This is a genomic window from Algimonas porphyrae, from assembly GCF_041429795.1.
GTDB classification, from domain to species: Bacteria; Pseudomonadota; Alphaproteobacteria; order Caulobacterales; family Maricaulaceae; genus Litorimonas; species Litorimonas porphyrae.
On record NZ_CP163424.1, the window covers coordinates 2557661 to 2579607 of the forward strand.

Annotated in this window: 13 protein-coding genes and 1 pseudogene; 5 read left to right on the forward strand and 9 right to left on the reverse strand. The window is 58.2% G+C overall.

The window, feature by feature from the left end; all coding sequences use genetic code 11:
- Positions 1 to 10: 10 nt before the first annotated feature.
- The 3 genes and pseudogenes from rpoD to AB6B39_RS12525 form a co-directional block, all read right to left on the reverse strand.
- Positions 11 to 2047: pseudogene (rpoD, locus tag AB6B39_RS12515) on the reverse strand (RNA polymerase sigma factor RpoD).
- A gap of 100 nt (positions 2048 to 2147) precedes the next feature.
- The gene (dnaG, locus tag AB6B39_RS12520) at positions 2148 to 3959 is read right to left on the reverse strand and encodes a DNA primase (protein WP_284369836.1); all 1812 of its coding nucleotides are present in this window, start codon (positions 3957 to 3959) and stop codon (positions 2148 to 2150) included.
- A 66-nt stretch (positions 3960 to 4025) separates the two neighbouring features.
- Positions 4026 to 5975, reverse strand: coding sequence for a winged helix-turn-helix domain-containing protein (locus tag AB6B39_RS12525; protein WP_284369834.1), 1950 nt, complete (start codon positions 5973 to 5975; stop codon positions 4026 to 4028).
- 243 nt (positions 5976 to 6218) lie between these two features.
- Between AB6B39_RS12525 and AB6B39_RS12530 the strand changes: the two genes are divergently transcribed.
- Positions 6219 to 6569 (forward strand): hypothetical protein, encoded by a 351-nt coding sequence (locus AB6B39_RS12530; RefSeq protein WP_284369832.1) that lies wholly within the window; start codon positions 6219 to 6221, stop codon positions 6567 to 6569.
- Between the two features lie 88 nt (positions 6570 to 6657).
- Here the strand turns inward: AB6B39_RS12530 and AB6B39_RS12535 are convergent, their stop codons facing one another.
- The gene (locus tag AB6B39_RS12535) at positions 6658 to 7596 is read right to left on the reverse strand and encodes a hydroxymethylglutaryl-CoA lyase (RefSeq protein ID WP_371398606.1); all 939 of its coding nucleotides are present in this window, start codon (positions 7594 to 7596) and stop codon (positions 6658 to 6660) included.
- 97 nt (positions 7597 to 7693) lie between these two features.
- On the opposite strand from AB6B39_RS12535, the gene AB6B39_RS12540 reads away from it, so the two are divergent.
- The 4 genes from AB6B39_RS12540 to AB6B39_RS12555 all read left to right on the forward strand — a co-directional run bounded on the left by AB6B39_RS12540 (position 7694) and on the right by AB6B39_RS12555 (position 11507).
- Positions 7694 to 8362: an isochorismatase family protein gene (locus AB6B39_RS12540; RefSeq protein ID WP_348520150.1), complete on the forward strand. Its 669-nt coding sequence runs from the start codon at positions 7694 to 7696 to the stop codon at positions 8360 to 8362.
- Positions 8352 to 9290, forward strand: coding sequence for a polysaccharide deacetylase family protein (locus AB6B39_RS12545; RefSeq protein WP_348520149.1), 939 nt, complete (start codon positions 8352 to 8354; stop codon positions 9288 to 9290). Before AB6B39_RS12540 ends, AB6B39_RS12545 begins: the two co-directional genes overlap by 11 nt.
- Before the next feature lie 166 nt (positions 9291 to 9456).
- Positions 9457 to 10344, forward strand: coding sequence for a hypothetical protein (locus AB6B39_RS12550; RefSeq protein ID WP_284369825.1), 888 nt, complete (start codon positions 9457 to 9459; stop codon positions 10342 to 10344).
- Positions 10341 to 11507, forward strand: a complete 1167-nt coding sequence (locus AB6B39_RS12555) for a CaiB/BaiF CoA transferase family protein (RefSeq protein ID WP_284369823.1) — start codon at positions 10341 to 10343, stop codon at positions 11505 to 11507. The genes AB6B39_RS12550 and AB6B39_RS12555 overlap by 4 nt, the downstream gene beginning before the upstream one ends.
- Here AB6B39_RS12555 and AB6B39_RS12560 read toward each other — a convergent pair.
- From AB6B39_RS12560 to rplJ, 5 genes are all read right to left on the reverse strand, one after another.
- Positions 11504 to 12244, reverse strand: coding sequence for an SDR family NAD(P)-dependent oxidoreductase (locus AB6B39_RS12560; protein WP_284369821.1), 741 nt, complete (start codon positions 12242 to 12244; stop codon positions 11504 to 11506). The two genes, AB6B39_RS12555 and AB6B39_RS12560, sit on opposite strands and share 4 nt — an antisense overlap.
- Positions 12245 to 12333: 89 nt before the next feature.
- Positions 12334 to 16506, reverse strand: a complete 4173-nt coding sequence (gene rpoC / locus AB6B39_RS12565; protein WP_371398607.1) for a DNA-directed RNA polymerase subunit beta' — start codon at positions 16504 to 16506, stop codon at positions 12334 to 12336.
- 124 nt (positions 16507 to 16630) lie between these two features.
- Positions 16631 to 20713 (reverse strand): DNA-directed RNA polymerase subunit beta, encoded by a 4083-nt coding sequence (gene rpoB / locus AB6B39_RS12570; RefSeq protein ID WP_284369817.1) that lies wholly within the window; start codon positions 20711 to 20713, stop codon positions 16631 to 16633.
- A 188-nt stretch (positions 20714 to 20901) separates the two neighbouring features.
- Positions 20902 to 21273 carry a 50S ribosomal protein L7/L12 gene (gene rplL, locus AB6B39_RS12575; RefSeq protein WP_284369814.1) on the reverse strand — a complete coding sequence of 124 codons (372 nt, stop codon included), beginning with the start codon at positions 21271 to 21273 and terminating at the stop codon, positions 20902 to 20904.
- A gap of 74 nt (positions 21274 to 21347) precedes the next feature.
- Positions 21348 to 21863 (reverse strand): 50S ribosomal protein L10, encoded by a 516-nt coding sequence (gene rplJ, locus AB6B39_RS12580; RefSeq protein ID WP_284369812.1) that lies wholly within the window; start codon positions 21861 to 21863, stop codon positions 21348 to 21350.
- Positions 21864 to 21947 lie beyond the last annotated feature (84 nt).

Below are 21947 nucleotides of genomic sequence, written 5' to 3' on the forward strand. Positions count from 1 at the left end.
TCGCCTGAAACTACTGATCCAGGAAGCTCCGTAGCTTGCGGCTCCGGCTTGGGTGCTTGAGCTTACGCAGGGCTTTGGCTTCGATCTGCCGGATCCGCTCTCGCGTCACGCTGAACTGCTGACCGACCTCTTCGAGCGTATGATCCGTGTTCATGCCGATGCCGAAGCGCATGCGCAGGACGCGTTCTTCGCGCGGAGTGAGTGAGGCGAGAACGCGGGTCGTGGTTTCACGCAGGTTCGATTAAATCGCGCTGTCGATCGGCAGGATCGCATTACTGTCTTCGATGAAGTCACCCAGCTGGCTATCTTCCTCGTCCCCGATCGGCGTTTCCAGACTGATTGGTTCCTTGGCAATTTTCATCACCTTGCGCACTTTTTCGAGCGGCATGGAGAGCTTGGCAGCCAGTTCTTCGGGTGTCGGCTCACGACCGATTTCGTGGAGGATCTGACGTGATGTGCGGACGATCTTGTTGATCGTTTCGATCATATGCACCGGAATCCGGATAGTCCGGGCCTGATCGGCGATGGAGCGCGTGATGGCCTGACGAATCCACCAAGTCGCATAGGTCGAGAACTTGTAGCCGCGCCGATATTCGAATTTGTCGACCGCCTTCATCAGCCCGATATTGCCTTCCTGAATCAGGTCAAGGAATTGCAGACCGCGATTGGTGTATTTCTTCGCAATGGAGATCACGAGGCGCAGATTGGCTTCGACCATTTCCTTCTTGGCCTGACGTGCTTCGCGCTGACCTTTCTGAACGGTCTGAACAATTCGGCGGAATTCATCGACTGGCACGCCGGTTTCCTTGGCCATTTCGCCGATCTCGCTGCGGATGTTCTCGATCGTCTTGCCTTCGCGCGCGATGAAACGATCCCACGCATCGGAAGCCCCGCGCTGTTCTTCCAGCCAGTTTGGATTGAGTTCGGACCCGAGATAGGCGGCGAGGAATTCCTGCCGCGGCACGCCATTGCCGTCCGCCAGACGCATCAAACGACCTTCCAGACTGATGAAGCGCTTATTGATGTGGAAGAGCTGCTCGACCAGCGCTTCGATACGGGCATTGTTGAGCTGCAGGTCCTTGATCTCGTCGACGATCCGGTCCTGAATCTCTTCATACTCGGCGCGTTGCGGCGCGCGCAGCTTCTTGCCTTTCAACCGTGCGGCAATAATCATCTGCTGCAGTTTCTGGAAGCGCTGGAAGTCTTCGGAAATCCGGTCCAGCTTCTCCATAATGTCTTCGCGCAGCGCGGCTTCCATCGCGGCCATGGAGAGGTTGGTCTTATCCTCTTCGTCGTCCGTATCGTCCTCGATCGGCTTCTCGCCAGGCTTGTAGTTGCGCTCCGGCAGTTTAAGCTTCCGCTCTTCAGCCAGGCTCGGCAGATCACCCTCTTCGGCTTCCAGCTCGCCTTTTTCGATCTTTTCGCGGCGCACGGCCAGATGCGAACGATCTTCCTGAATGTTGCCGATGGCGCGGTTATAAGTGCCGTCCAGATCGATGATGTCGCGCAGCAGGATGGCCCCTTCGGCCAGTTCGTCCCGCCAGATCATCAGGGCTTCAAACGTCAGCGCGCTTTCGCACAGACCCTTGATCATGGTGTTGCGTCCGGCCTCGATCCGCTTTGCGATGGCGATCTCGCCTTCGCGAGATAGTAATTCGACCACGCCCATCTCGCGCAAATACATGCGCACCGGATCGTCGGTCCGGTCGAGTTCTTCTTTGGAATTACCGCCCTTGACCGCCGTCGTTTCCGTCCGGGCCAGCGTTTTCGGGCCGAGCGTTTCCTCTTCCTTCTCCTCGTGGACGGAAATGCCCATTTCGGAGAGTGCCGCCAGAACGACCTCAATCTCTTCGGCGGAAATCCCATCGATATCGAGATGCTTGTTCAGCTCTTCGGTGGTAAGCAGACCCGTTTTCTTGGCCTTGGTCAGCATCCGCTTGACGTCGATATTATCGAAGTCGAGCCGGCTTTTCGGCACCTCCGTCTGATCGGCCTGATCGGCCGCGGCGGTTTCGCTTACGTCTGTTTTGGGATCGGCCTCGGCCATTAACGTCCGTCTCCTTAGGCGATCCGGCGGCAAATACCGCGGTCGCACAAACTCAAAGAGCCCTCACGCTTGCCAGTGCAACGCCAGGGCCTTGTTTCTGTCAGTCGCGAGCACGCGATTGTGCCCGCATGAGGCGATGCATCGCCTCAGCATTATCCTTGCGGATCGTTTCGGCCATGCGTGACCGCGCGTCAGGGGGAGCTGCGTCTGTTCGGGCGTTATCCATATAGGTGCCGGCAATGGCCATCCAGTTTGCCGCGCGATCGCCTTTTTCCGCTTCCGCACCGCCCAGAGCCGCCATTATCAACAGCCGCCGTGACAGGATGGCGCGAAGCTCCTCCTCCAATCCGTCCTCGGACATATGCGCATGCAACCCCGTGATATCAACAGCTTTCGTCTGTCGCCAGTAGCGCAGAACTGATCTTTGTGCCGCTATGTGGGCCGGATCGTCGAATTCGAGCCCGAAAAAGCTCTCATCGACCTCAGATAGCAGCTCCGGGAAGAGCAAAATACCACCTAATAAGGTGTTGGCACTCCGTGTCCGGTTGGCGAGCGTGGCCGCGCCGCGCGCGATCATCGCCTTATCTGCCTTCTTCTCCTGTGGTTTACGCCGATTAGGGGTCCAGACCCGTCCGAACTGTTTATCGAATCGACCCAAAAGATTGGCTTCGTACAGTTCGCGCACCGTGGCGTCCCGGATTTCGCGCAAGGCATCGTAAAGGCGCGATTTCAACCCGGCTTTGGCTTCCGGCGTGGTGAGCGGCTCGCGCTCGACTTCGCGCCGCCAGAGCATGTCGACGAGCGGCACGCTGCGCTCGAGCAGGGCGGTGAACGCGTGCGCGCCTTTATCCTGGATCAGATCGTCCGGGTCTTGCCCGTCCGGCAGGATAACGAAGCGCAGGCTCTGTCCGGGTTTAAGCAACGGCAAAGCGCGCTCGATCGACCGGTAGGCCGCGCGCAGACCTGCCTTGTCGCCATCGAAACAGAGATAGCCATCTGGTCCCGCGCGCCAGATCAGCGCCAGCTGGTCTTCCGTCAACGCCGTGCCCAGCGGTGCGACGGCATGGCGAAATCCGGCCCGCGACAGGGCGATCACATCCATATAGCCTTCGACGACGATCAGGCCGCGCGCCGGATTCTTGGGGTCCGACAGGGCCGCGCGTGCCCGGTGATAATTGTAGAGCAGTTGCCCTTTTGAAAAGAGTTTGGTCTCTGGAGAGTTGAGGTATTTCGCCTTGGCATCCTTGTCCATGGCGCGCCCGCCAAAGGCGACCAGTCGCCCGCGGCTGTCATGGATCGGGAACATGATCCGGTTGCGGAACCGGTCCCAGCTGCCGCGCGAGCTGTCGTCCGGATCAATCAGCAGTCCCGCTTCGATCAGTTGCCGCTCATCGGCACCTTCGCGGATCAGATTATCTTTCAGACCGGAAAAACTGTCTTCGGCAAAACCTAGACCGAAATGCTGCGCCGCCGTTTTGCTAAGGCCACGCCCTTTCAGATAGTCGCGCGCCGCCTCGCCCGGTGCGCGGTAAAGCGTCTTGACAAAATGATCCTGCGCCCGTTCCATCCAGCTGATGGCATCCTTGCGGTCGCGGGCTTTTTCTTCGGCGCGCGGATCGGATTTTGGTAGCTCCATACCGGCCATCTGGGCGAGCTGTTCGACCGCTTCGGGAAAGCTCAGCCCCTGCACATCCATCAGGAAGCTGATCGCATCGCCATGCTTTCCTGAGGAAAAACAGTGATAGAACCCCTTCTGGTCGTTGACGAAGAAGGACGGCGTTTTTTCATTCGTAAAGGGTGACAGCCCTGCAAACTCCCGGCCCTGCCGACGCAGCTTCACGTGTTTCCCGATCACATCCGATGGCCGGATGCGGGATTTCAATTCTTCGAGAAAAGCTTCGCCGAAACGCACATTTCGAGTTTAATGCTCCGCGCCGCGTAAGGCGAGCGCTTTATCATCGGTCATGATGCTCGCCCCTCAACGCGCCGGACAATAGCCCTCATGATCTTCGTAGAGGCAGAAATCCGGCCAGCGATCGATCGTTTTCCAATAATCGACAAGACCCAGATCCTCCACGAGGGGCCAGAAACGGGGGTCGGCGCGAAACGCTTCCATCTCTCTGTAAAACAATATGATCGTGGCGCCGTGATGAGATGACCAATCGTAGCCTTCGGCCGCCTGATAAGCGCCATCGACATCGCCAAGAAAGGAGAGCTGGCGCACCGGGTAGAATCTGTCGGGATACGATCCGCAAATGGCCTTGAACTGGGAAAGATCGACCCGGTCGAACGCGATCATCCAGCTTGCCAGCTGATCGCAATTTCTCAGCTTGGACGGATCGATCTCCGCTGATCCGAAATAGCTCTGGAACAGCCTACGCACCTCTTCAGGGCTTCCATAGTGCAGAACCGCCTGGCCGCGACGCTGAGACAGGCCCGGGTGATCGGGATCTATCCTTTCGGCACGCGCGAACGCCAGCTCAGCCGCATCGTGTTCATTCACAAGCGTGTGCAACCAGCCGATCCGGGAAAAAAGCGCCGGATGGGTCGGATCTCTTTCCAGATACTGCGTGTAAACTTGAAGCGCATCGCGGATCCGACCGGTCTTGCGCAGATGCTCGCCATACTGGGTATAGATGGTACGCGGCAAACCGTTGCGGGAGGCGAGCGGTCCAAGCGCCTCTGCCGTTCCGATCCAATCATCGGCATCGGATGTCACAATAGCAGCCAGACCTTTTACCAAAGGCGAGTCCGGAGATAAGCTTTGAGCCTCGGAGATCAAAGCCTCATACATGTCCACGAGAGGCTTGCGTTCTGCATCGGGCGTATCGCGGTAACGCGTCAAACGTGAATGCAGCATATAGGCGTGGAGTGCGAGTGCCGTGGGATTGTCAGGCTCGGCTTCGTATATGTCCTGCGTGAAGGGCGAATAGTCCCGCAGGCGTTGATGCTCGACGGCATCACAGAAGCGAACATAGAGCGCCAAGGCCTCTGGCGAATTTTCATAATCGTCGCCGCGCCATGACGCCATGCAGTTCAGAAGACGCACAACATGAAGGGATACGCCGAAGGCGAAGTCTGGCGCTGCGATCTGTTCCGGATCAAGGACGGTTGTCCAGATTTGATAGTCAGAACGCGCATGATCGAAAGTGAGCTGCGCATGGGGCTGTCCGTCCTCGACCCAAGCCTCTCCCCGAACCACAATCTCGGCAGTGTCTTCCATATCTGTCGCCCCGGCCATCAGGACAATCGATGAGGCTGACAAGCTCGAAGCGATCGATGACGTCAGGTTGCGGGCCAGTCGTGTGTCGGCCTCAATCTGACTTCCGGGTTCAAAGCCCTGAAGCTGAACCGAATGGCGGACTGTCTGCTCCCCGATCAAGCTTCCCGCCTTACCGGAAAACAGCCAGATCATGCCGGGGATGATAATCAAAGCGGCAGCGAGTGCGAAAACAAGATATGAGCGGCGAGCTCTGACGGGCGAATAATCCTCAGGCACTGACTCCCGCATTCCGACCTGAGGCATTTCAGGATTTCTTCCCTGAGCATCCGCTTTTTCAAGACCCGCTTTCTGAGGAGTATCCTTCTCAGAATTGGCCGGACCGGAGCGGATGTCCGCAATCAGACGGTAGCCTTTCCTCGGGACTGTTTCGATCATCGTGCGGCGCCCACGACTATCGCCAAAGGCTTTGCGCAAGATAGATATGGCACGCGTCAAGCTCTCATCGCTACCATAGTCTACGTCCCAGACACGTTGCATGAATGTTTCGCGCAGAACAGTTTCGCCCGGATGCTCGGCCAGAATTTCCAGAACCTGCATGACTTTCGGTTCGACGGAGAGCGGGCCATTGGCAGCGAAAATTCGCAACCCTGCAAGATCGATCCGAAATTCATCGATCCAGAACTGCGATGTGGGGTCGATCGTCATAAAGCAGGGCCGTCCAATCAGCTGCCGAAAAGCAGATGGACCAGACATGTCATGAAAAGCCGGAGCGTTTCAACCATCATAGGATGTAAAAATCATGTAAATTCACAGCGAATTCAATGACATCATATATCCATCACCTATCCTCATTCTCTCCTTCAGGACTTGGTTCGTGCGGTCGGTCCATCGATCGGTCGTGGCCATTAGGCTGCACCTGAACTGAACCGAACCCACAGGAGACCCGCCATGACCAAGACGCTCGCCACCCTGATCGCCCTGACGACAATCGCGGCCAGCACAGCGCCGGCGCTGGCCAACAATGCGCCAACACCGACCTTCGATGCAGCCATACAATTTGATGCCTCCGCCCCCGTCGACGTCATTTACACGTCGATCAAGAAACAGTCGCGATCGATCTGCAAAGGTCAGCTCCGGACTGTGAAGTCGATGTCGATCCGCAGCGCATATCTGAAGACCTGCACATCCGAACTGATGGCATCCGCCATTGACCGGATCGAGATGGTCGAGCTGCAGCGCTACTTTGCCGAGAAACACAATAAGCCGGTCACGAAAAAGTTTGCGCAGTTGACCCGCTAAGCTGAAACGATCGAACCCTTCTTTCGATCGGGCCCCGCTCTTTGAGCGGGGCATTTTTTATGGCTTGGTGCGACCGCACCAACCCGCATCAAGCCACCATATGTTTTGGCAGTCCCGCATTCGGCGTGAAACCGTAGATCGCTTCGCCCGGGAGACCTTCTTCCAGGAAAGCCCGCGTCGCGATCAGCTTGTCCATATCGACCCCGGTTTCTACCCCCATGGCGTGAAACATCTGGACCATGTCTTCGGTGACGATATTGCCGCTGGCACCGGGCGATGCCGGACAGCCCCCGAGACCGCCGAGCGAGCTATCGAACGTCTCGATCCCTTCTTCCCAAGCCGCAAATGCATTGGCGAGACCCTGACCGTACGTATTGTGGAGATGGACCGATTTGACCCGATCCGCCCCGGCCACGTCGCGCGTGCGCCGGATCAGACGTTTGACCTGAACCGGATTGGCATACCCGACCGTGTCGGACAGGCCGAGCTCATCCACACCTGCTTCTACCAGCCGTTCGGCGAGACGCAGCACGGCCTTTTCCTTGATGACGCCCTCGATCGAACATCCAAAGGCTGTCGATAGCGCGCCTTCGAAACTCGGGCGGCTATGCTCGGGCTGCTCAGCGATCAGACCCGCAATCTGCCGGACATTCTCGACCGCCTGATCGTGTGTCTGGCGCAGATTTTTGCGCGAATGCGTTTCCGAGACAGACAGTGGAAACCCCATCGCATCAACTCCGGCGGCAATCGCGCCCTGTGCGCCGCGCAGGTTGGGAACGAGCGCCAGCACACGCAAGCCCGACAAGGTTTTGGCGTGGGCCACCATCTCTGCCGTATCAGCCAGTTGCGGGAACAGTTTCGGCGGCACGAAGGAGCCGACCTCGATTTCCCGAATGCCGGCCTCATAGAGCGCCGTGATCCAGCGCTTCTTCAGATCGGTCGGCATTACCCCTTTGCAGTTCTGCAGACCGTCGCGGGGACCGACTTCGGAAATCGTAATGTGATCGCGCATGATGACCATTTCCATTAGCCGCGGACTTTACGGCTTGCGTTAGAGCAAGATAGGCTCGGCTTAAACAGAGTGAAAGGTCGACATGACTGAATCAACCCCGACCGGTTCCACGATGGTCCGGTCCGACAAGACCGCAAGAGAGATTTTCAACGAGGTCCGCGCCAACCCGGCGCGCGCGCGTTTCGGCTTTGGTCAACGCCTAGCCATCGTGAATGTCGATCCGCAGAAAAGCTACACCCGGCCTGACCTGTTCAAGACCGCCTATGTCACCGATCCGCGCCAGATGGAGCATACGGACCGCATCAGCAACAAGGCGCGGTCCAAGGGCCTGCCCGTCGTCTGGACCCGTGTGGCCTATATGCCCAATGCCGCTGACGCCGGGGTCTGGGGCACGCGGACGGATACGCCGGACAGCCTGCAGAACATCAAATATGGCTCCCATCGACACGAGTTCGATGACCGTCTCAACATCGATTGCGAGGTCGATGCTGTCTACACCAAGCGCATGCCGAGCGCCTTCTTCGAAACGCCGCTCAACAGCTTTCTACGCTGGCACAAGATTGATACGGTCGTCGTGACGGGCGGCAGCACCTCCGGCTGTGTCCGCGCAACAGCTGTCGACAGCCTGTCATACGGCTTTCGCACCATCGTCCCGGTCGAATGCGTGGCCGACAAACATGAGAGCTATCACTTCGCCAATCTGACCGACCTGCTGATCAAATATGCGGATGTTGTGGACGTAGCCGAGGTGGATGCGTGGCTGGATGATTATGAAGGCTGATCCCAACCTCTACGACTACTGGCCCTATACGGGTCGGCCGAAGATCGTCTGGCCGGGTGGGAAGAAGCTTGCCTTCTGGATTGCGCCGAACATCGAGTTTTACGAGTTCCTGCCCCCGTCCAACCCCCAGCGGCAGCCTTGGCCGAATGCCATTCCGAACGTGCAGGCTTATAGCCAACGCGACTTCGGCAACCGGGTCGGACACCAGCGCCTGATGGAACTGCTAGACAAGTACAGGCTTCGCGGTTCGGTCAGTCTGAACGTCGCGCTCTGCGACCATCATCCGGAAATTATCGAGGATTGCATCAAGCGCGACTGGGAGTTTTTCAGCCACGGCATCTACAACACCCGCTATTCCTATGGCCTGTCACCCGAACAGGAACAGGCGGTCCTGGACGATAGTATTCGCACGGTCGAGACGGCCTCCGGGCAACGCATCCGCGGCTATCTCGCACCGGCCCTTACACATACGGAATCGACACTCGATCTGATCGCAGAGAATGGCTTCTGGTATTCCTGCGACCTGTTTCAGGACGACCAGCCGCAACCCCTCAAGACCAAATCCGGCAAGCTTGTCTCGATGCCCTATTCGCTCGAAGTGAATGACGTCATCACCTACTCTGTCATGGGGTTCGACCCAGACCGCTATACCGATATGCTGAAACGTCATTTCGATCAATTGCTGAAAGAGGGCGAGCGTTCCGGCACCGTCATGTGCATTCCACTGCACGCCTATCTCGTCAGCCAGCCCCACAGGATCCGCCCGTTCGAAGAGGCACTCAGGCATATTACGGCGCATAGCGATGATGTGTGGTTCGCGACGGGCAAGGAAATCGCGAAACACTACATCGACCATTATTGGGATCAATCCATCGCCGATATAAAAGCCCGCGGTGTGGCAACAGGCGGAACGGGGTTTGCGGCATGATGGCGGCAAGAGCGACGCTTTCTTTCCCCTTGAAGGGAAGGTGCCGACTGCAGGGAGGTGGAAGGGGTCCGAGCGATAGCGAGGTTATCGACATGTCGAACTCGCTTCGCTCGACCCTCTCCCCCTGCGCTACGCGGCGGGACCTCTCCCTGAAGGGAGAGGAAAGATGATGGACGCCTCCTATCTCACCTATCCCAATCGCCAGCACGGTCAGGACCACGCGCTCTATAACTGGCGGCTGTCGCGCGACCGCACCCCGATACAATGGGATAGCGGCGCCAAGGTCGCCTTGTCTTTCATCGTCCCGCTTGAATTCTTTCCGCTCAACCCGTCCGGCGTTCCATTCAAACATCCCGGTGCGATGGCGACGCCCTATCCGGATCTGCGGCACTATACCGTCCGCGATTACGGCAATCGTGTCGGCGTCTACCGCATTCTGGAGGCGTTAGGACACACACGCGCGGGGTTCGCGGTCAATGCAAAAGTCGCAGAGCGTTACCCGCCTTTGATGGACCATATTTCTCAGCACGAGATCATTGCCCACGGTGTCTCGACCGATCACATCCATCATGAGGGACTGAGCGAGTCAGAAGAAGCGGATCTGATCCAACGGACGCTGAACGCGCTGCCGCCCGTCACGGGCTGGATGAGTCCGGCGCGGAACCAATCATCGCGGACGCTGGACTGTCTCGGCAAAGCCGGACTAGCCTATTGTCTCGACTGGGAAAATGACAGCGTACCGGTCGCCACGACGACCGGCGTAACGCTGGTCCCGAACATCTATGAGCTGTCCGACTTCACCCTGCTGCATACGCGTCTGCAGACTGAAAGTGCTTGGAAACGTCAACTCCTCGACGCCGTCGACTGTCTCGCTTCCGAGCATGAGCGCTTTGGCGGTCAGTCGCTGTGCGTCACGCTGACGCCCTATATTATGGGTCAACCCTTCCGGATCGCCATGCTGGACGCGCTTCTGTCCGATCTGCGTCGCCGGGACGATGTCGCTGTCCTCACACCCGGTGAGGTGGCCGCCCAATTCAGAAAGCAAACTGCATGAGCTCCCTTCCCCTGCATGGCATCAAGGTTGTCGAATTCTCTCACATGGTGATGGGGCCAGCAGCCGGCATGATGCTCGCCGATCTCGGTGCGGACGTAATTAAGGTGGAACCGATCGGCGGCGATAAGACGCGGCGCTTGCGCGGTGCAGGCGCGGGCTACTTTCCCATGTATAACCGCAACAAGCGATCCATCTGTGTCGACCTGAAGTCCCCGCAGGGCCGCGATGCGGTTCTGACCCTGATCGATGGGGCCGATGTTTTCATCGAGAATTTCCGGCCGGGCGCGCTGGATAAACTCGGCTTTGGCTGGGACGCCTTGTCAGCGCGGAATGACCGTCTGATCTACTGCTCGGAAAAGGGCTTCCTCGACGGTCCCTATGAACATCGCACGGCATTGGACGAAGTTACGCAGATGATGGGCGGCCTCGCCTATATGACGGGCCCACCCGGGCGACCCTTGCGCGCTGGATCGTCCGTCATAGACGTCACAGGTGGCATGTTCGGCGCCATGGGCGTGATGGCGGCCCTGTATGAGCGCGAACAGTCTGGCAGGGGCAAACGCGTTACTGCATCGCTGTTCGAAACGACTGTATTTCTGGTCGGTCAGCATATGGCACAAATGGCCGTCACGGGGCAGCCCGCCGCACCCATGCCGGCCCGCACGTCCGCTTGGGCGATTTACCAACTGTTTGACACCAAAGACGGAGAGCAGGTCTTCGTCGGCGTGGTCAGTGACGGACAATGGAAAACCCTGTGCAACGCATTCGGTCTGGAACACCTCCTCGCCGATCCAGACCTCGCCGAAAACCGGGACCGGGTCATCCATAAGGACCGGTTCTTGCCCGAGATCGAAGCCGCCTTCAAATCCCTGACCAAATCCGAATTGATGGACAGGATCGAACATCTCGGCTTGCCCTTCGCCCCGATCGGTCGGCCCGAAGACATGTTCGACGATCCGCACCTGAATGCCAGCGGCGGGCTCCTCAATATGGAGATGGAAGACGGCACGATGGCCAAGCTGCCCGCCCTTCCCGTCGCTCTGAACGGCGAGCGTGTGGGGCTGCGCCACAGCCCGCCCAAAGCCGGGGAGCATACGGATACAGTGTTCAACGACCTGGGTCTGGACTTGGCAACCCTCCGCAAGCAGGGCGTGATCGGCTAGAGGGTCATACCGCCATCAATATCGATGCCTGCACCCGTAATGTAGCTGCTCTCATCCGAAGCGAGAAACGCGGCGAGCGCCGCAACCTCATCTGCTTTGCCGTAGCGGCCCAGCGCCGTCATCTTGCGCATCCACTCTGAAAAGTCACCGTCCGACGGGTTCATGTCCGTGTCGATGGGTCCGGGCTGGATCGCATTGACCCGGATATTACGCCGCCCCAGATCACGGGCCCAGCCTTTGACCAGACCCGAAACAGCCGCCTTGGACGAGCCATAGATCGCCGCGCCCGGCATCGGGAATGTGTGGGAATTGATGCTGCTGATGACAATGATCGAGGCCCCATCATTCAGGTGGGGAATGGCGGCATGTGTGCCCGCATAAACGCCGTCGACATTGGTCTTGTAGACTTTCCGGAACAAGTCCAGCCCAGCCTCGTCAATCTTGGCCATGCGCGCAATGCCGGCATTATGAACGAGAATATCGATCCCGCCCTTGCCGGCTGCCACGTCGAGATAGTTAGACACGGACGCCGGATCGGACGCATCCGCCTGCACGGCTTCGGCAGACCCGCCAGCGTCAGCGATCGCGACAACGACATCATTCGCGGCGTCCGGGCTGCTATGATAGGTCAACACGACATCCGCCCCATCAGCCGCCAACCGTTTCGCAATGGCCGCCCCGATCCCGCGCGACCCTCCCGTGACGATGGCGGTTTTGTTGGTCAGGTCGTAGGTCATGAAAATCTCCAATTCGGTGGTGGCTTGTCTCTATACGAAAAAAGCCGCCCCAAGGGGCGGCTTTTCAAACAGTTTCGTGATGTGAGTGCCTATTCTGCGGCGTCGCCGTCCAGCTCTGCCGGGAACTCTTCCATCGGCGCGGCGGCAGCCCGTTCTTCGAGCAGCTTGGTATCGCGGTCGTTGGCCAGTTTCTGGTAACGACGCAGATTGCCGCCCGTACCCGCCGGGATCAGACGTCCGACAATCACATTTTCCTTCAGCCCTTCGAGCAGGTCTTCCTTACCCTGAACCGAGGCTTCCGTGAGGACGCGCGTCGTTTCCTGGAAGGAGGCCGCAGAGATGAAGCTGCGGGTCTGCAGCGAGGCTTTGGTGATCCCCAGAAGCACAGGTTCGGCTGTGGCCGGACGGGCTTTCTTGTTCTCCGCCAGAAGCTCCGCATTGCGCTCGTTGAACTCCACTTTGTCGAGCTGTTCAGCCCGGATCATGGAGGTGTCTCCCGGATCGGTGACTTCGACCTTCTGCAACATCTGCCGGACAATCACTTCGATGTGCTTGTCGTTGATCGGAACGCCCTGCAGGCGGTAAACGCCTTGCACTTCGTCCACGAGATATTCAGCCAGAGCTTCAACACCCATCACGGCCAGAATATCGTGCGGTGCCGGATTGCCGTCGACGATGTAATCGCCGCGCTTCACCATATCGCCATCCGCAACCAGCATGTGCTTGCCTTTGGGGACAAGGAAGCTGATCGTTTCGCCGTCTTCATTCTCAGGCAGGATCGAGATCTTGCGCTTGTTCTTGTAATCGCGCGTAAATTCGATCTTGCCGTCACGCTGGGCAATAATGGCATCATCCTTCGGACGACGGGCTTCGAACAGTTCCGCCACACGCGGCAGACCACCGGTAATATCCCGCTGGGTCGCAGACCCTTTTGGAATACGCGCGAGGACCGCACCCGGCTTGACCGTGTCGCCATCATTGACGGACAGGATCGCCCCGACGGCGAGCATGTAGCGCGCAATACGGTTTTCGCCGAGTTCGACCGGTTCGCCGTTTTCGCCTTCAATCACAGCCGCAGGCTGAATGTCGCCGGATTTGGAGCTGGCGCGCCAGTCCACGACCACTTTGGAGGAAATGCCGGTTTCTTCGTCGGTTTCTTCCTTGGCGGACACACCTTCGACCAGATCGAGCAGACGCACCTTGCCGCCGACTTCCGTCAGGATCGGCATAGTATACGGGTCCCACTCGGCCAGTTTCGTGCCGATATTGACCATCGCACCATTATCGAGCGGCAGACGGGAGCCGTAGTCCACCTTGTGGATTTCCAGTACCTTGCCATCGGCATTGACGACTTCGAATTCGAGCTTGCGTGATTTGACGATGAAACCATTATCCGTCTTGATGACGTCGGCCTCATCATATTTGATGCTGCCTTCATTGACGGCTTCGATGACCGACTTGTCGGCCACGGACGCCGTACCACCAATGTGGAAGGTCCGCATGGTCAGCTGCGTGCCGGGTTCGCCGATCGACTGCGCCGCAATGACGCCGACCGCTTCGCCCATATTGACTTTCGTACCGCGGGCCAGATCGCGGCCATAACAGGTCGCGCAGATACCGGTCACGGTTTCACAGGTCAGAGGCGAACGGACGCGAATATCGATCGCACCGGATTCGTCCACCGCAGCGGCAATGTCTTCATCGACATAGGTGTTGGCCGGGTAGAGCAGATCGCCTGTCCGCGGATCGTGAAGATCCTCGGATGTGACACGGCCCAGAATACGCTCGCCCAGAGAGACGACAACGTCGCCGCCATCAACGACCGGCTTGATCTCGATACCGTTCTCGGTCCCGCAATCCTGCTCGGTCACGATGCAATCCTGCGCGACATCGACCAGACGACGCGTCAGATAGCCCGAGTTGGCCGTCTTCAACGCCGTGTCCGCAAGACCCTTCCGGGCCCCGTGGGTGGAGTTGAAGTAGTCCATCACCGTGAGGCCTTCCTTGAAGTTCGCGGTAATCGGCGTTTCGATAATCTCACCGGACGGTTTGGCCATCAGGCCTCGCATACCGGCCAACTGTTTCATCTGGTTCTTCGAACCGCGGGCACCGGAGTCCGACATCATGAAGATCGAGTTGATCATCTTGCGCGGCTTGGACGCCTCATCCATCATCGCATCGGCGACACGGTCCGTACATTTCGACCAGGCATCGACAACCTTGTTATACTTCTCGCCCTTGGTGATGAGGCCGTCAGCATATTGCTGTTCGAAGTCCTGAACCAGGGCCTCGGTCTCGTTGACAAGCGTATATTTGGCGTCGGGGATGATCATGTCATCCTTGCCGAATGAAATCCCGGCCTTACAGGCTTCACCGAATCCCAGACCCATCATCTTGTCGGCAAAGATCACCGTCGCCTTCTGACCGGCATGGCGATAGACGATGTCGATCAGTTTCCCGATCTCCTTTTTCGTCAACTCCTTGTTGATGACGGAGTAATGGATGTCCTTATGCTTGGGCAGAAACTCGCCCAGCTTCAGACGTCCCGGAGTCGTTTCGGCGACTTCCCAGCTCTCATTTCCGTCCTCGTCGATGACGCGGAACCGGCCTTTGACCTTGGCATGAAGGGCCACCAGCTTGTTATCCAGCGCGGCCTCGACTTCGGCGATATCGGCAAACATCATGCCTTCGCCTTTTTCGTCATCACGCATCAGCGACATGTAATAGAGGCCGAGAACGATATCCTGCGACGGCACGATGATCGGACGACCATTGGCGGGCGACAGGATGTTGTTGGTCGACATCATCAGCACGCGGGCTTCCAGCTGCGCTTCGATCGACAGCGGCACGTGAACGGCCATCTGGTCACCATCGAAGTCGGCATTAAAGGCCGCACAGACCAGCGGGTGCAGGCGGATGGCCTTGCCTTCCGTCAGCTTCGGCTCGAACGCCTGAATGCCGAGACGGTGCAGAGTCGGGGCACGGTTCAGCAGAACCGGGTGCTCGCGAATGACCTCGTCCAGAATATCCCAGATTTCGGGACGTTCCTTCTCGACCAGCTTCTTGGACTGTTTGACTGTGCCGGACAGGCCCTTCGCGTCCAGACGCGAATAGATGAACGGCTTGAACAGCTCGAGCGCCATCTTCTTGGGAAGACCGCATTCGTGCAGCTTCAATTCGGGACCGACCACGATCACGGAGCGGCCAGAATAGTCGACGCGCTTGCCGAGCAAGTTCTGACGGAAACGACCCTGCTTACCTTTGAGCATGTCGGACATGGATTTCAGCGGACGCTTATTCGCGCCCGTAATGGTCCGACCACGACGACCATTGTCGAACAGAGCGTCGACCAACTCTTGGAGCATCCGCTTTTCGTTGCGGATGATGATGTCGGGCGCACGCAGCTCGATCAAACGCTTCAGGCGGTTGTTGCGGTTAATGACGCGACGATAGAGATCGTTGAGGTCGGACGTCGCAAAGCGGCCACCATCCAGCGGGACGAGCGGGCGCAGTTCCGGCGGAATGACCGGCACAATCGTCAGCACCATCCATTCCGGACGGTTGCCAGAACGCTTGAAACTTTCTAGCAGTTTCAGACGCTTGGAAAGCTTCTTGAGCTTCAGCTCGGAGCCTGTCTCGGTCATGTCGAAACGCGTGCGTTCGATTTCGGCGTCGAGATCCAGACCACCCAGCATTTCGCGGACGGCTTCGGCGCCGATCCCGGCGGTGAAGCTGTCTTCGCCGAACTCGGCCTGGGCATCGAGATATTCTTCTTCGGACAGAATCTGACGCTCATCTAGGCTGGTGAGGCCCGGTTCGGTCACGACATAGCTCTCAAAGTAGAGCACGCGCTCCACTTCCTTCAGCGTCATGTTCAGCATGGTCGCAATGCGCGACGGCAGCGACTTCAGGAACCAGATGTGCGCAACCGGCGCAGCCAGCTCGATATGGCCCATGCGCTCGCGACGAACGCGCGTCACAGTCACTTCGACGCCACATTTTTCGCAGACGACGCCCTTATATTTCATGCGCTTATATTTGCCGCACAGACATTCATAGTCTTTGACCGGGCCAAAGATACGCGCGCAGAACAGGCCGTCCTTTTCGGGCTTGAAGGTCCGGTAGTTGATGGTTTCGGGCTTCTTGATCTCGCCAAAGGACCAGCTCAGGATTTTCTCCGGGCTGGCCAACGAGATACGGATCCGGTCGAAGGACGGGCCTTCTTGCGCCGGGTTGAAGATGTTCATGACCTCTTGGTTCATGGGACTTCCTTTGTTTTATTCCTGTTCCCGGCATTTATTGCAGGGACCTCCATCGATATCGCGCGATGGCCGCGAAAGGCCCCGGCAATAAATGCCGGGGACGGAATTATGGTCGAAACAGGCCTTACCCGTTCGTCAGTTCGACGTTCAGGCCGAGCGAGCGGATTTCCTTGACGAGAACGTTGAAGCTCTCCGGGATGCCCGCTTCGAAACTGTCGTCGCCGCGCACGATGGATTCGTAGACTTTCGTCCGCCCCGCCACATCGTCCGACTTGACGGTCAGCATTTCCTGCAGCGTGTAGGCGGCGCCGTAGGCTTCGAGTGCCCAGACTTCCATCTCACCGAAGCGCTGGCCACCGAACTGCGCCTTACCACCCAGCGGTTGCTGCGTGACGAGCGAGTATGGGCCGATGCTCCGCGCATGGATCTTGTCATCCACGAGGTGGTGCAGCTTCAGCAGGTACTTGTAGCCGACTGTCACCGGACGGATGAACTGATCGCCTGTGCGGCCATCGAACAATGTGACCTGACCAGAGCTGTGCAGCCCGGCCTTTTCCAGCATCTTGACGATGTCCGGTTCACGCGCGCCGTCAAAGACAGGCGTCGCAATCGGCACACCGCGTTCGAGATTGCCGGCCAGCTCGATCAGCTCGTCATTCTTGCGTGGCAAGGTGACGTCGTCGCCATAAGCATGCTGCAGCGTCTCTTTCAGGCCGGCCATGTTGCCGTCTTCCCGGTAGGCTTCCAGCGCTTCGTTAATCATGTCGCCGACGCCAGCACAGGCCCAACCGAGGTGGGTTTCCAAGATTTGACCGACATTCATCCGCGACGGAACGCCGAGCGGGTTCAGAACGATGTCGACGGCCTTGCCATTCGGCAGGAAGGGCATGTCCTCGATCGGGTTGATCTTGGAAATGACACCCTTGTTGCCGTGACGTCCGGCCATCTTGTCGCCCGGCTGAAGCTTGCGCTTCACCGCGACGAAAACCTTGACCATCTTCATCACACCCGGAGGCAGATCGTCGCCGCGTTGCAGCTTGTCGACCTTGTCCTCGAAACGCGCATCAAGACGCGCTTTGGAGCTGTCATACTGCTCCTTCAGGGCTTCGAGTTCGCCAATGGCTTTCTCATCGTCGAGACCGATCCGCCACCAGTCGGAACGTGGAACATCGTTCAGCGTCTCGTCAGTGATCGGACCTTTCTTGAAGCCGCGCGGGCCAGAAACAGCTGTTTTCCCAGTCAGAACCGTGCGGACATTACCGTAGATCGAGCGTTCCAGAATCGCGAGCTCGTCATCCCGGTCCTTGCCAAGGCTTTCGATTTCCTCACGTTCGATCTGCATCGCGCGTTCGTCTTTTTCGACGCCCTGACGGTTGAAGACACGAACTTCCACGACCGTCCCGGACGCACCCGGAGGCAGCTTCAGGGAGGTGTCGCGAACGTCGGATGCTTTCTCACCAAAGATGGCGCGGAGCAGTTTCTCTTCCGGAGTCATCGGGGACTCGCCCTTGGGCGTGACCTTCCCGACCAGAATGTCGCCCGCATGCACTTCTGCACCGACGGCCACGATCCCGGCCTCATCCAGATTGCGCAGGCTCTCTTCGCCGACATTCGGGATATCGCGCGTAATGTCTTCCGGACCCAGCTTCGTATCGCGAGCCATGACGGAGAACTCTTCGATATGCAGTGACGTGTAAACGTCGTCACGCACGATACGCTCGGAGATCAGGATCGAGTCTTCGAAGTTGTAGCCATTCCACGGCATGAAGGCGACCAGCACATTCTTGCCGAGCGCCAGCTCACCCATATCCGTGCTCGGACCATCGGCGATGATATCGCCAGCCTTGATCTCGTCGCCGACCTTCACCAGCGGACGCTGATTGATTGTGGTCGACTGGTTGGAGCGCTGGAATTTCAGCAGGTTGTAGATGTCGACGCCGGATTTGGACAGATCCTTTTCCTTATTGGCGCGAACCACGATGCGCTTGGCATCGACCTGCTCGATGATGCCGTCGCGTTTCGCTGTTACGGTCGCACCTGAGTCAACAGCCACAACGCCTTCCATGCCTGTCCCGACCAGAGGCGCTTCGGCCTTTAGCAACGGAACGGCCTGACGCATCATGTTCGACCCCATCAGGGCGCGGTTCGCATCGTCATTTTCGAGGAACGGGATGAGCGCGGCGGCAACTGAGACCAGCTGTTTCGGCGAGACGTCGATGAAGTCCACATCGTCGCGCGCGACAGGCAGAACTTCGCCGTTTGCCCGGCAGATGACGAAGTCATCGACCAGCATGCCGTCATCCGTGACCTTGGCATTGGCCTGCGCCACCGTGTAGCGCGCCTCTTCCATGGCGGAGAGATATTCGACCTTATCCTTGAGCTTACCACCCTCAACCTTGCGGTAAGGGCTTTCGATGAAGCCGTACTTGTTCACGCGCGCATGGGTGGCGAGCGAGTTGATCAGGCCGATATTCGGGCCTTCCGGCGTCTCGATCGGGCAGATCCGGCCATAATGGGTCGGGTGCACGTCGCGCACTTCGAAGCCGGCACGTTCGCGTGTCAGACCGCCAGGGCCAAGCGCCGAGAGACGACGCTTATGCGTAATCTCTGACAGCGGGTTGGTCTGGTCCATGAACTGCGACAGCTGCGACGAGCCGAAGAATTCGCGCACGACTGCCGCCGCCGGTTTGGCGTTGATCAAATCATGCGGCATGACCGTTTCGATATCGACGGATTGCATGCGTTCCTTGATCGCACGTTCCATGCGCAGAAGACCGATCCGGTACTGGTTCTGCATCAACTCACCAACGGAGCGGACGCGGCGATTGCCGAGATTGTCGATATCGTCAATCGATCCGATACCGTCCTTCAGCTTCACCAGCGTGTCGACGACCGCCAGAATGTCTTCCTTGCGCAGCACGCGGACTTCGTCGTCGGCGTCCATATCCATGCGCAGGTTCATCTTGACCCGGCCGACGGCAGACAGGTCGTAACGTTCCTGATCGAAGAAGAGCGAATTAAACAGATCTTCAGCGGCTTCGGCCGTGGGCGGCTCGCCGGGGCGCATGACCCGGTAGATGTCGACCAACGCACCTTCGCGCGAATCGTTCTTGTCCGCAGCCAGCGTGTTGCGAATATAAGGCCCGACATTGATGTGGTCGATGTTCAGGACCGCAATCTCGCCGACACCGGCTTCGTTGATTTGCTCCATCGCGTCTTCGGACAGCTCATCACCCGCTTCGGCGTAGATCTGACCCGTCTGCATATTGACGATGTCTTCGGCGACGAAGCGTTCGGCCATTTCCATATCCGAAATCAGCACCTTCTTTAGGCCATCATCGGCGAGCTTCTTCGCACCCCGCTTGGTCAGCTTACGACCTGCAGGGGCGACGACTTCGCCTGTGCCGGCATCGACCAGATCGCGCTGCAGCTTGCCGCCGCGATAAGCGTCCGGATTGAAGTCACGTGTCCAGCCGCCTTTTTTTGCGTCACGCTTGAACTCGATCGCATCGTAATACTGTTCCAGAATGTCTTCGCGCGACATGCCGAGTGCATAGAGCACAGTCGTGGCCGGCAGCTTCCGGCGACGATCGATCCGCGCATACAGAATATCCTTATGGTCGAATTCGAAGTCGAGCCAGGAGCCGCGATAAGGAATGATCCGGGCCGAGAAGAGGAACTTGCCGGAACTGTGGGACTTGCCCTTGTCGTGATCGAAGAAGACGCCGGGCGAACGGTGCATCTGGGACACGATCACGCGTTCCGTGCCGTTCACGATGAACGTCCCCTTGTCGGTCATGAGCGGAATATCGCCCATATAGACGTCCTGCTCCTTGATGTCCTTGACGGAGCGCGCGCCAGTATCGTCATCGATATCGAAGACGACCAGACGCATTTTCACTTTCAGCGGTGCCGCAAACGTGATGTCACGCTGCTGGCATTCCTCTTCGTCGAACTTGGGCGGTTCGAACACGAAAGAGACATATTCCAGAACGGCGCGGTCGGAAAAATCGCGCACGGGGAATACGGAGTTGAAGACACCGTTAATGCCCTCATCCTTGCCGCGGTCGGCCGCGTCCATATCTTTCTGGAGGAAGTTGTCGTAGGAGCTTTTCTGCACCTCGATCAGGTTAGGCATGGAGACAGCTTCGGGAATCCGCCCGAAGCTTTTGCGAATACGTTTCTTGCCGGTAAAGGTCAGTGACATCAAAGACACCCTTTTCTCAGTCGCGGCCAGACAATCAGGGCTGCAGCCCCCGAATGCCGGTCAAAATTGGTCCGGTTTGCGCTTAGACTGACGACCGGACGCCAGTTCGGGTGAGATTTGACTTCCCTAACCCGCAGGAAGTGTCTGCGAGCCCATCAGATGAGCCCGCAGACGAAACAGGATAAATCCTATTTGAGTTCGACAGAGGCGCCGGCAGCTTCCAGCTTCTCTTTGATCTCGTTGGCTTCGGCTTCCGGCGCGCCTTCCTTGACGGCTTTCGGTGCGCTTTCGACCAGCTCTTTGGCTTCCTTGAGGCCCAGGCCTGTGATGGCGCGGACTTCCTTGATGACGGCGATCTTGTTGCCGCCGAAAGAGGTCATGACGACATCGAAGTCGGTCTTGGCTTCAGCGGCAGCGCCGCCTTCAGCAGCAGGACCGGCGACGACAGCTGCTGCTGCCGGCTCGATGCCATATTCATCCTTGAGGATGTCGTTGAGCTCTTTCGCTTCGAGGATGGTCAGACCGACCAGCTCTTCTGCGAGTTTTTTAACATCAGCCATGATGTAGTTCCTTGATTAGTGTGTTTCGAAACGAAACGGTTGGTTCGAGTTTTGCGAGAATGATGTCGTAAAGATCAGGCTGCGGCCTTTTCCTCGATTGTCGCGATCGCGCCGGAGAGGCTCCGGGCGGGCGACATGAGGGCGGAAGTGACGTTCGTGGCTTGGCTCAGCAGACGCTGTGCGGCCATGGAGATCAACTCCTCGCGGCTTGGCAGTTTCGACAGAGCGTCGATCCCAGAGGAATCAAACACTTCATCACCCATAAAACCGCCGATGATGTTGAAGGCGTCGGATTCCTTTTGGAATGCGACGGCAACCTTCGGGGCGCTGATCATGTCTTCGGCCCAGGCGATTGCCACGGGTCCCTTGAACATGGCTCCAGCACCTTCGAAAGGCTGGTCCTTCATGGCGATCTTCGCCAGACGGTTCTTTACAACGCGGATCGTTGCGCCACGCTCTCTGAGCTTGGCACGCAGTTCCGTCATTTCCGCAACGGTCATGCCTGAATATTCAGCCATCACCACGGATCCGGCTTCCGCGAAGATGCTTTTCAGCTCTTCGACGGCTTCCGCTTTTTGAGTGCGATCCATTTGCGGTCTCCGTTGTTGCGGATCCCGGCACCATTGCCGTGATCCTACAGTTTGGGCCTAAGGCCCATTGGGGTGCCCGCTGCA

Coding starts and splice junctions, on each gene's coding strand:
- AB6B39_RS12540 (WP_348520150.1), top strand. CDS start 7,694: ATGGTCCGGTCCGACAAGACCGCAAGAGAGATTTTCAACGAGGTCCGC.
- rpoC (WP_371398607.1), bottom strand. CDS start 16,506: ATGAACCAAGAGGTCATGAACATCTTCAACCCGGCGCAAGAAGGCCCG.
- AB6B39_RS12545 (WP_348520149.1), top strand. CDS start 8,352: ATGAAGGCTGATCCCAACCTCTACGACTACTGGCCCTATACGGGTCGG.
- rplJ (WP_284369812.1), bottom strand. CDS start 21,863: ATGGATCGCACTCAAAAAGCGGAAGCCGTCGAAGAGCTGAAAAGCATC.
- AB6B39_RS12525 (WP_284369834.1), bottom strand. CDS start 5,975: ATGACGATCGACCCCACATCGCAGTTCTGGATCGATGAATTTCGGATC.
- AB6B39_RS12560 (WP_284369821.1), bottom strand. CDS start 12,244: ATGACCTACGACCTGACCAACAAAACCGCCATCGTCACGGGAGGGTCG.
- AB6B39_RS12535 (WP_371398606.1), bottom strand. CDS start 7,596: ATGGAAATGGTCATCATGCGCGATCACATTACGATTTCCGAAGTCGGT.
- AB6B39_RS12530 (WP_284369832.1), top strand. CDS start 6,219: ATGACCAAGACGCTCGCCACCCTGATCGCCCTGACGACAATCGCGGCC.
- AB6B39_RS12550 (WP_284369825.1), top strand. CDS start 9,457: ATGATGGACGCCTCCTATCTCACCTATCCCAATCGCCAGCACGGTCAG.
- AB6B39_RS12555 (WP_284369823.1), top strand. CDS start 10,341: ATGAGCTCCCTTCCCCTGCATGGCATCAAGGTTGTCGAATTCTCTCAC.
- rpoB (WP_284369817.1), bottom strand. CDS start 20,713: ATGTCACTGACCTTTACCGGCAAGAAACGTATTCGCAAAAGCTTCGGG.
- rplL (WP_284369814.1), bottom strand. CDS start 21,273: ATGGCTGATGTTAAAAAACTCGCAGAAGAGCTGGTCGGTCTGACCATC.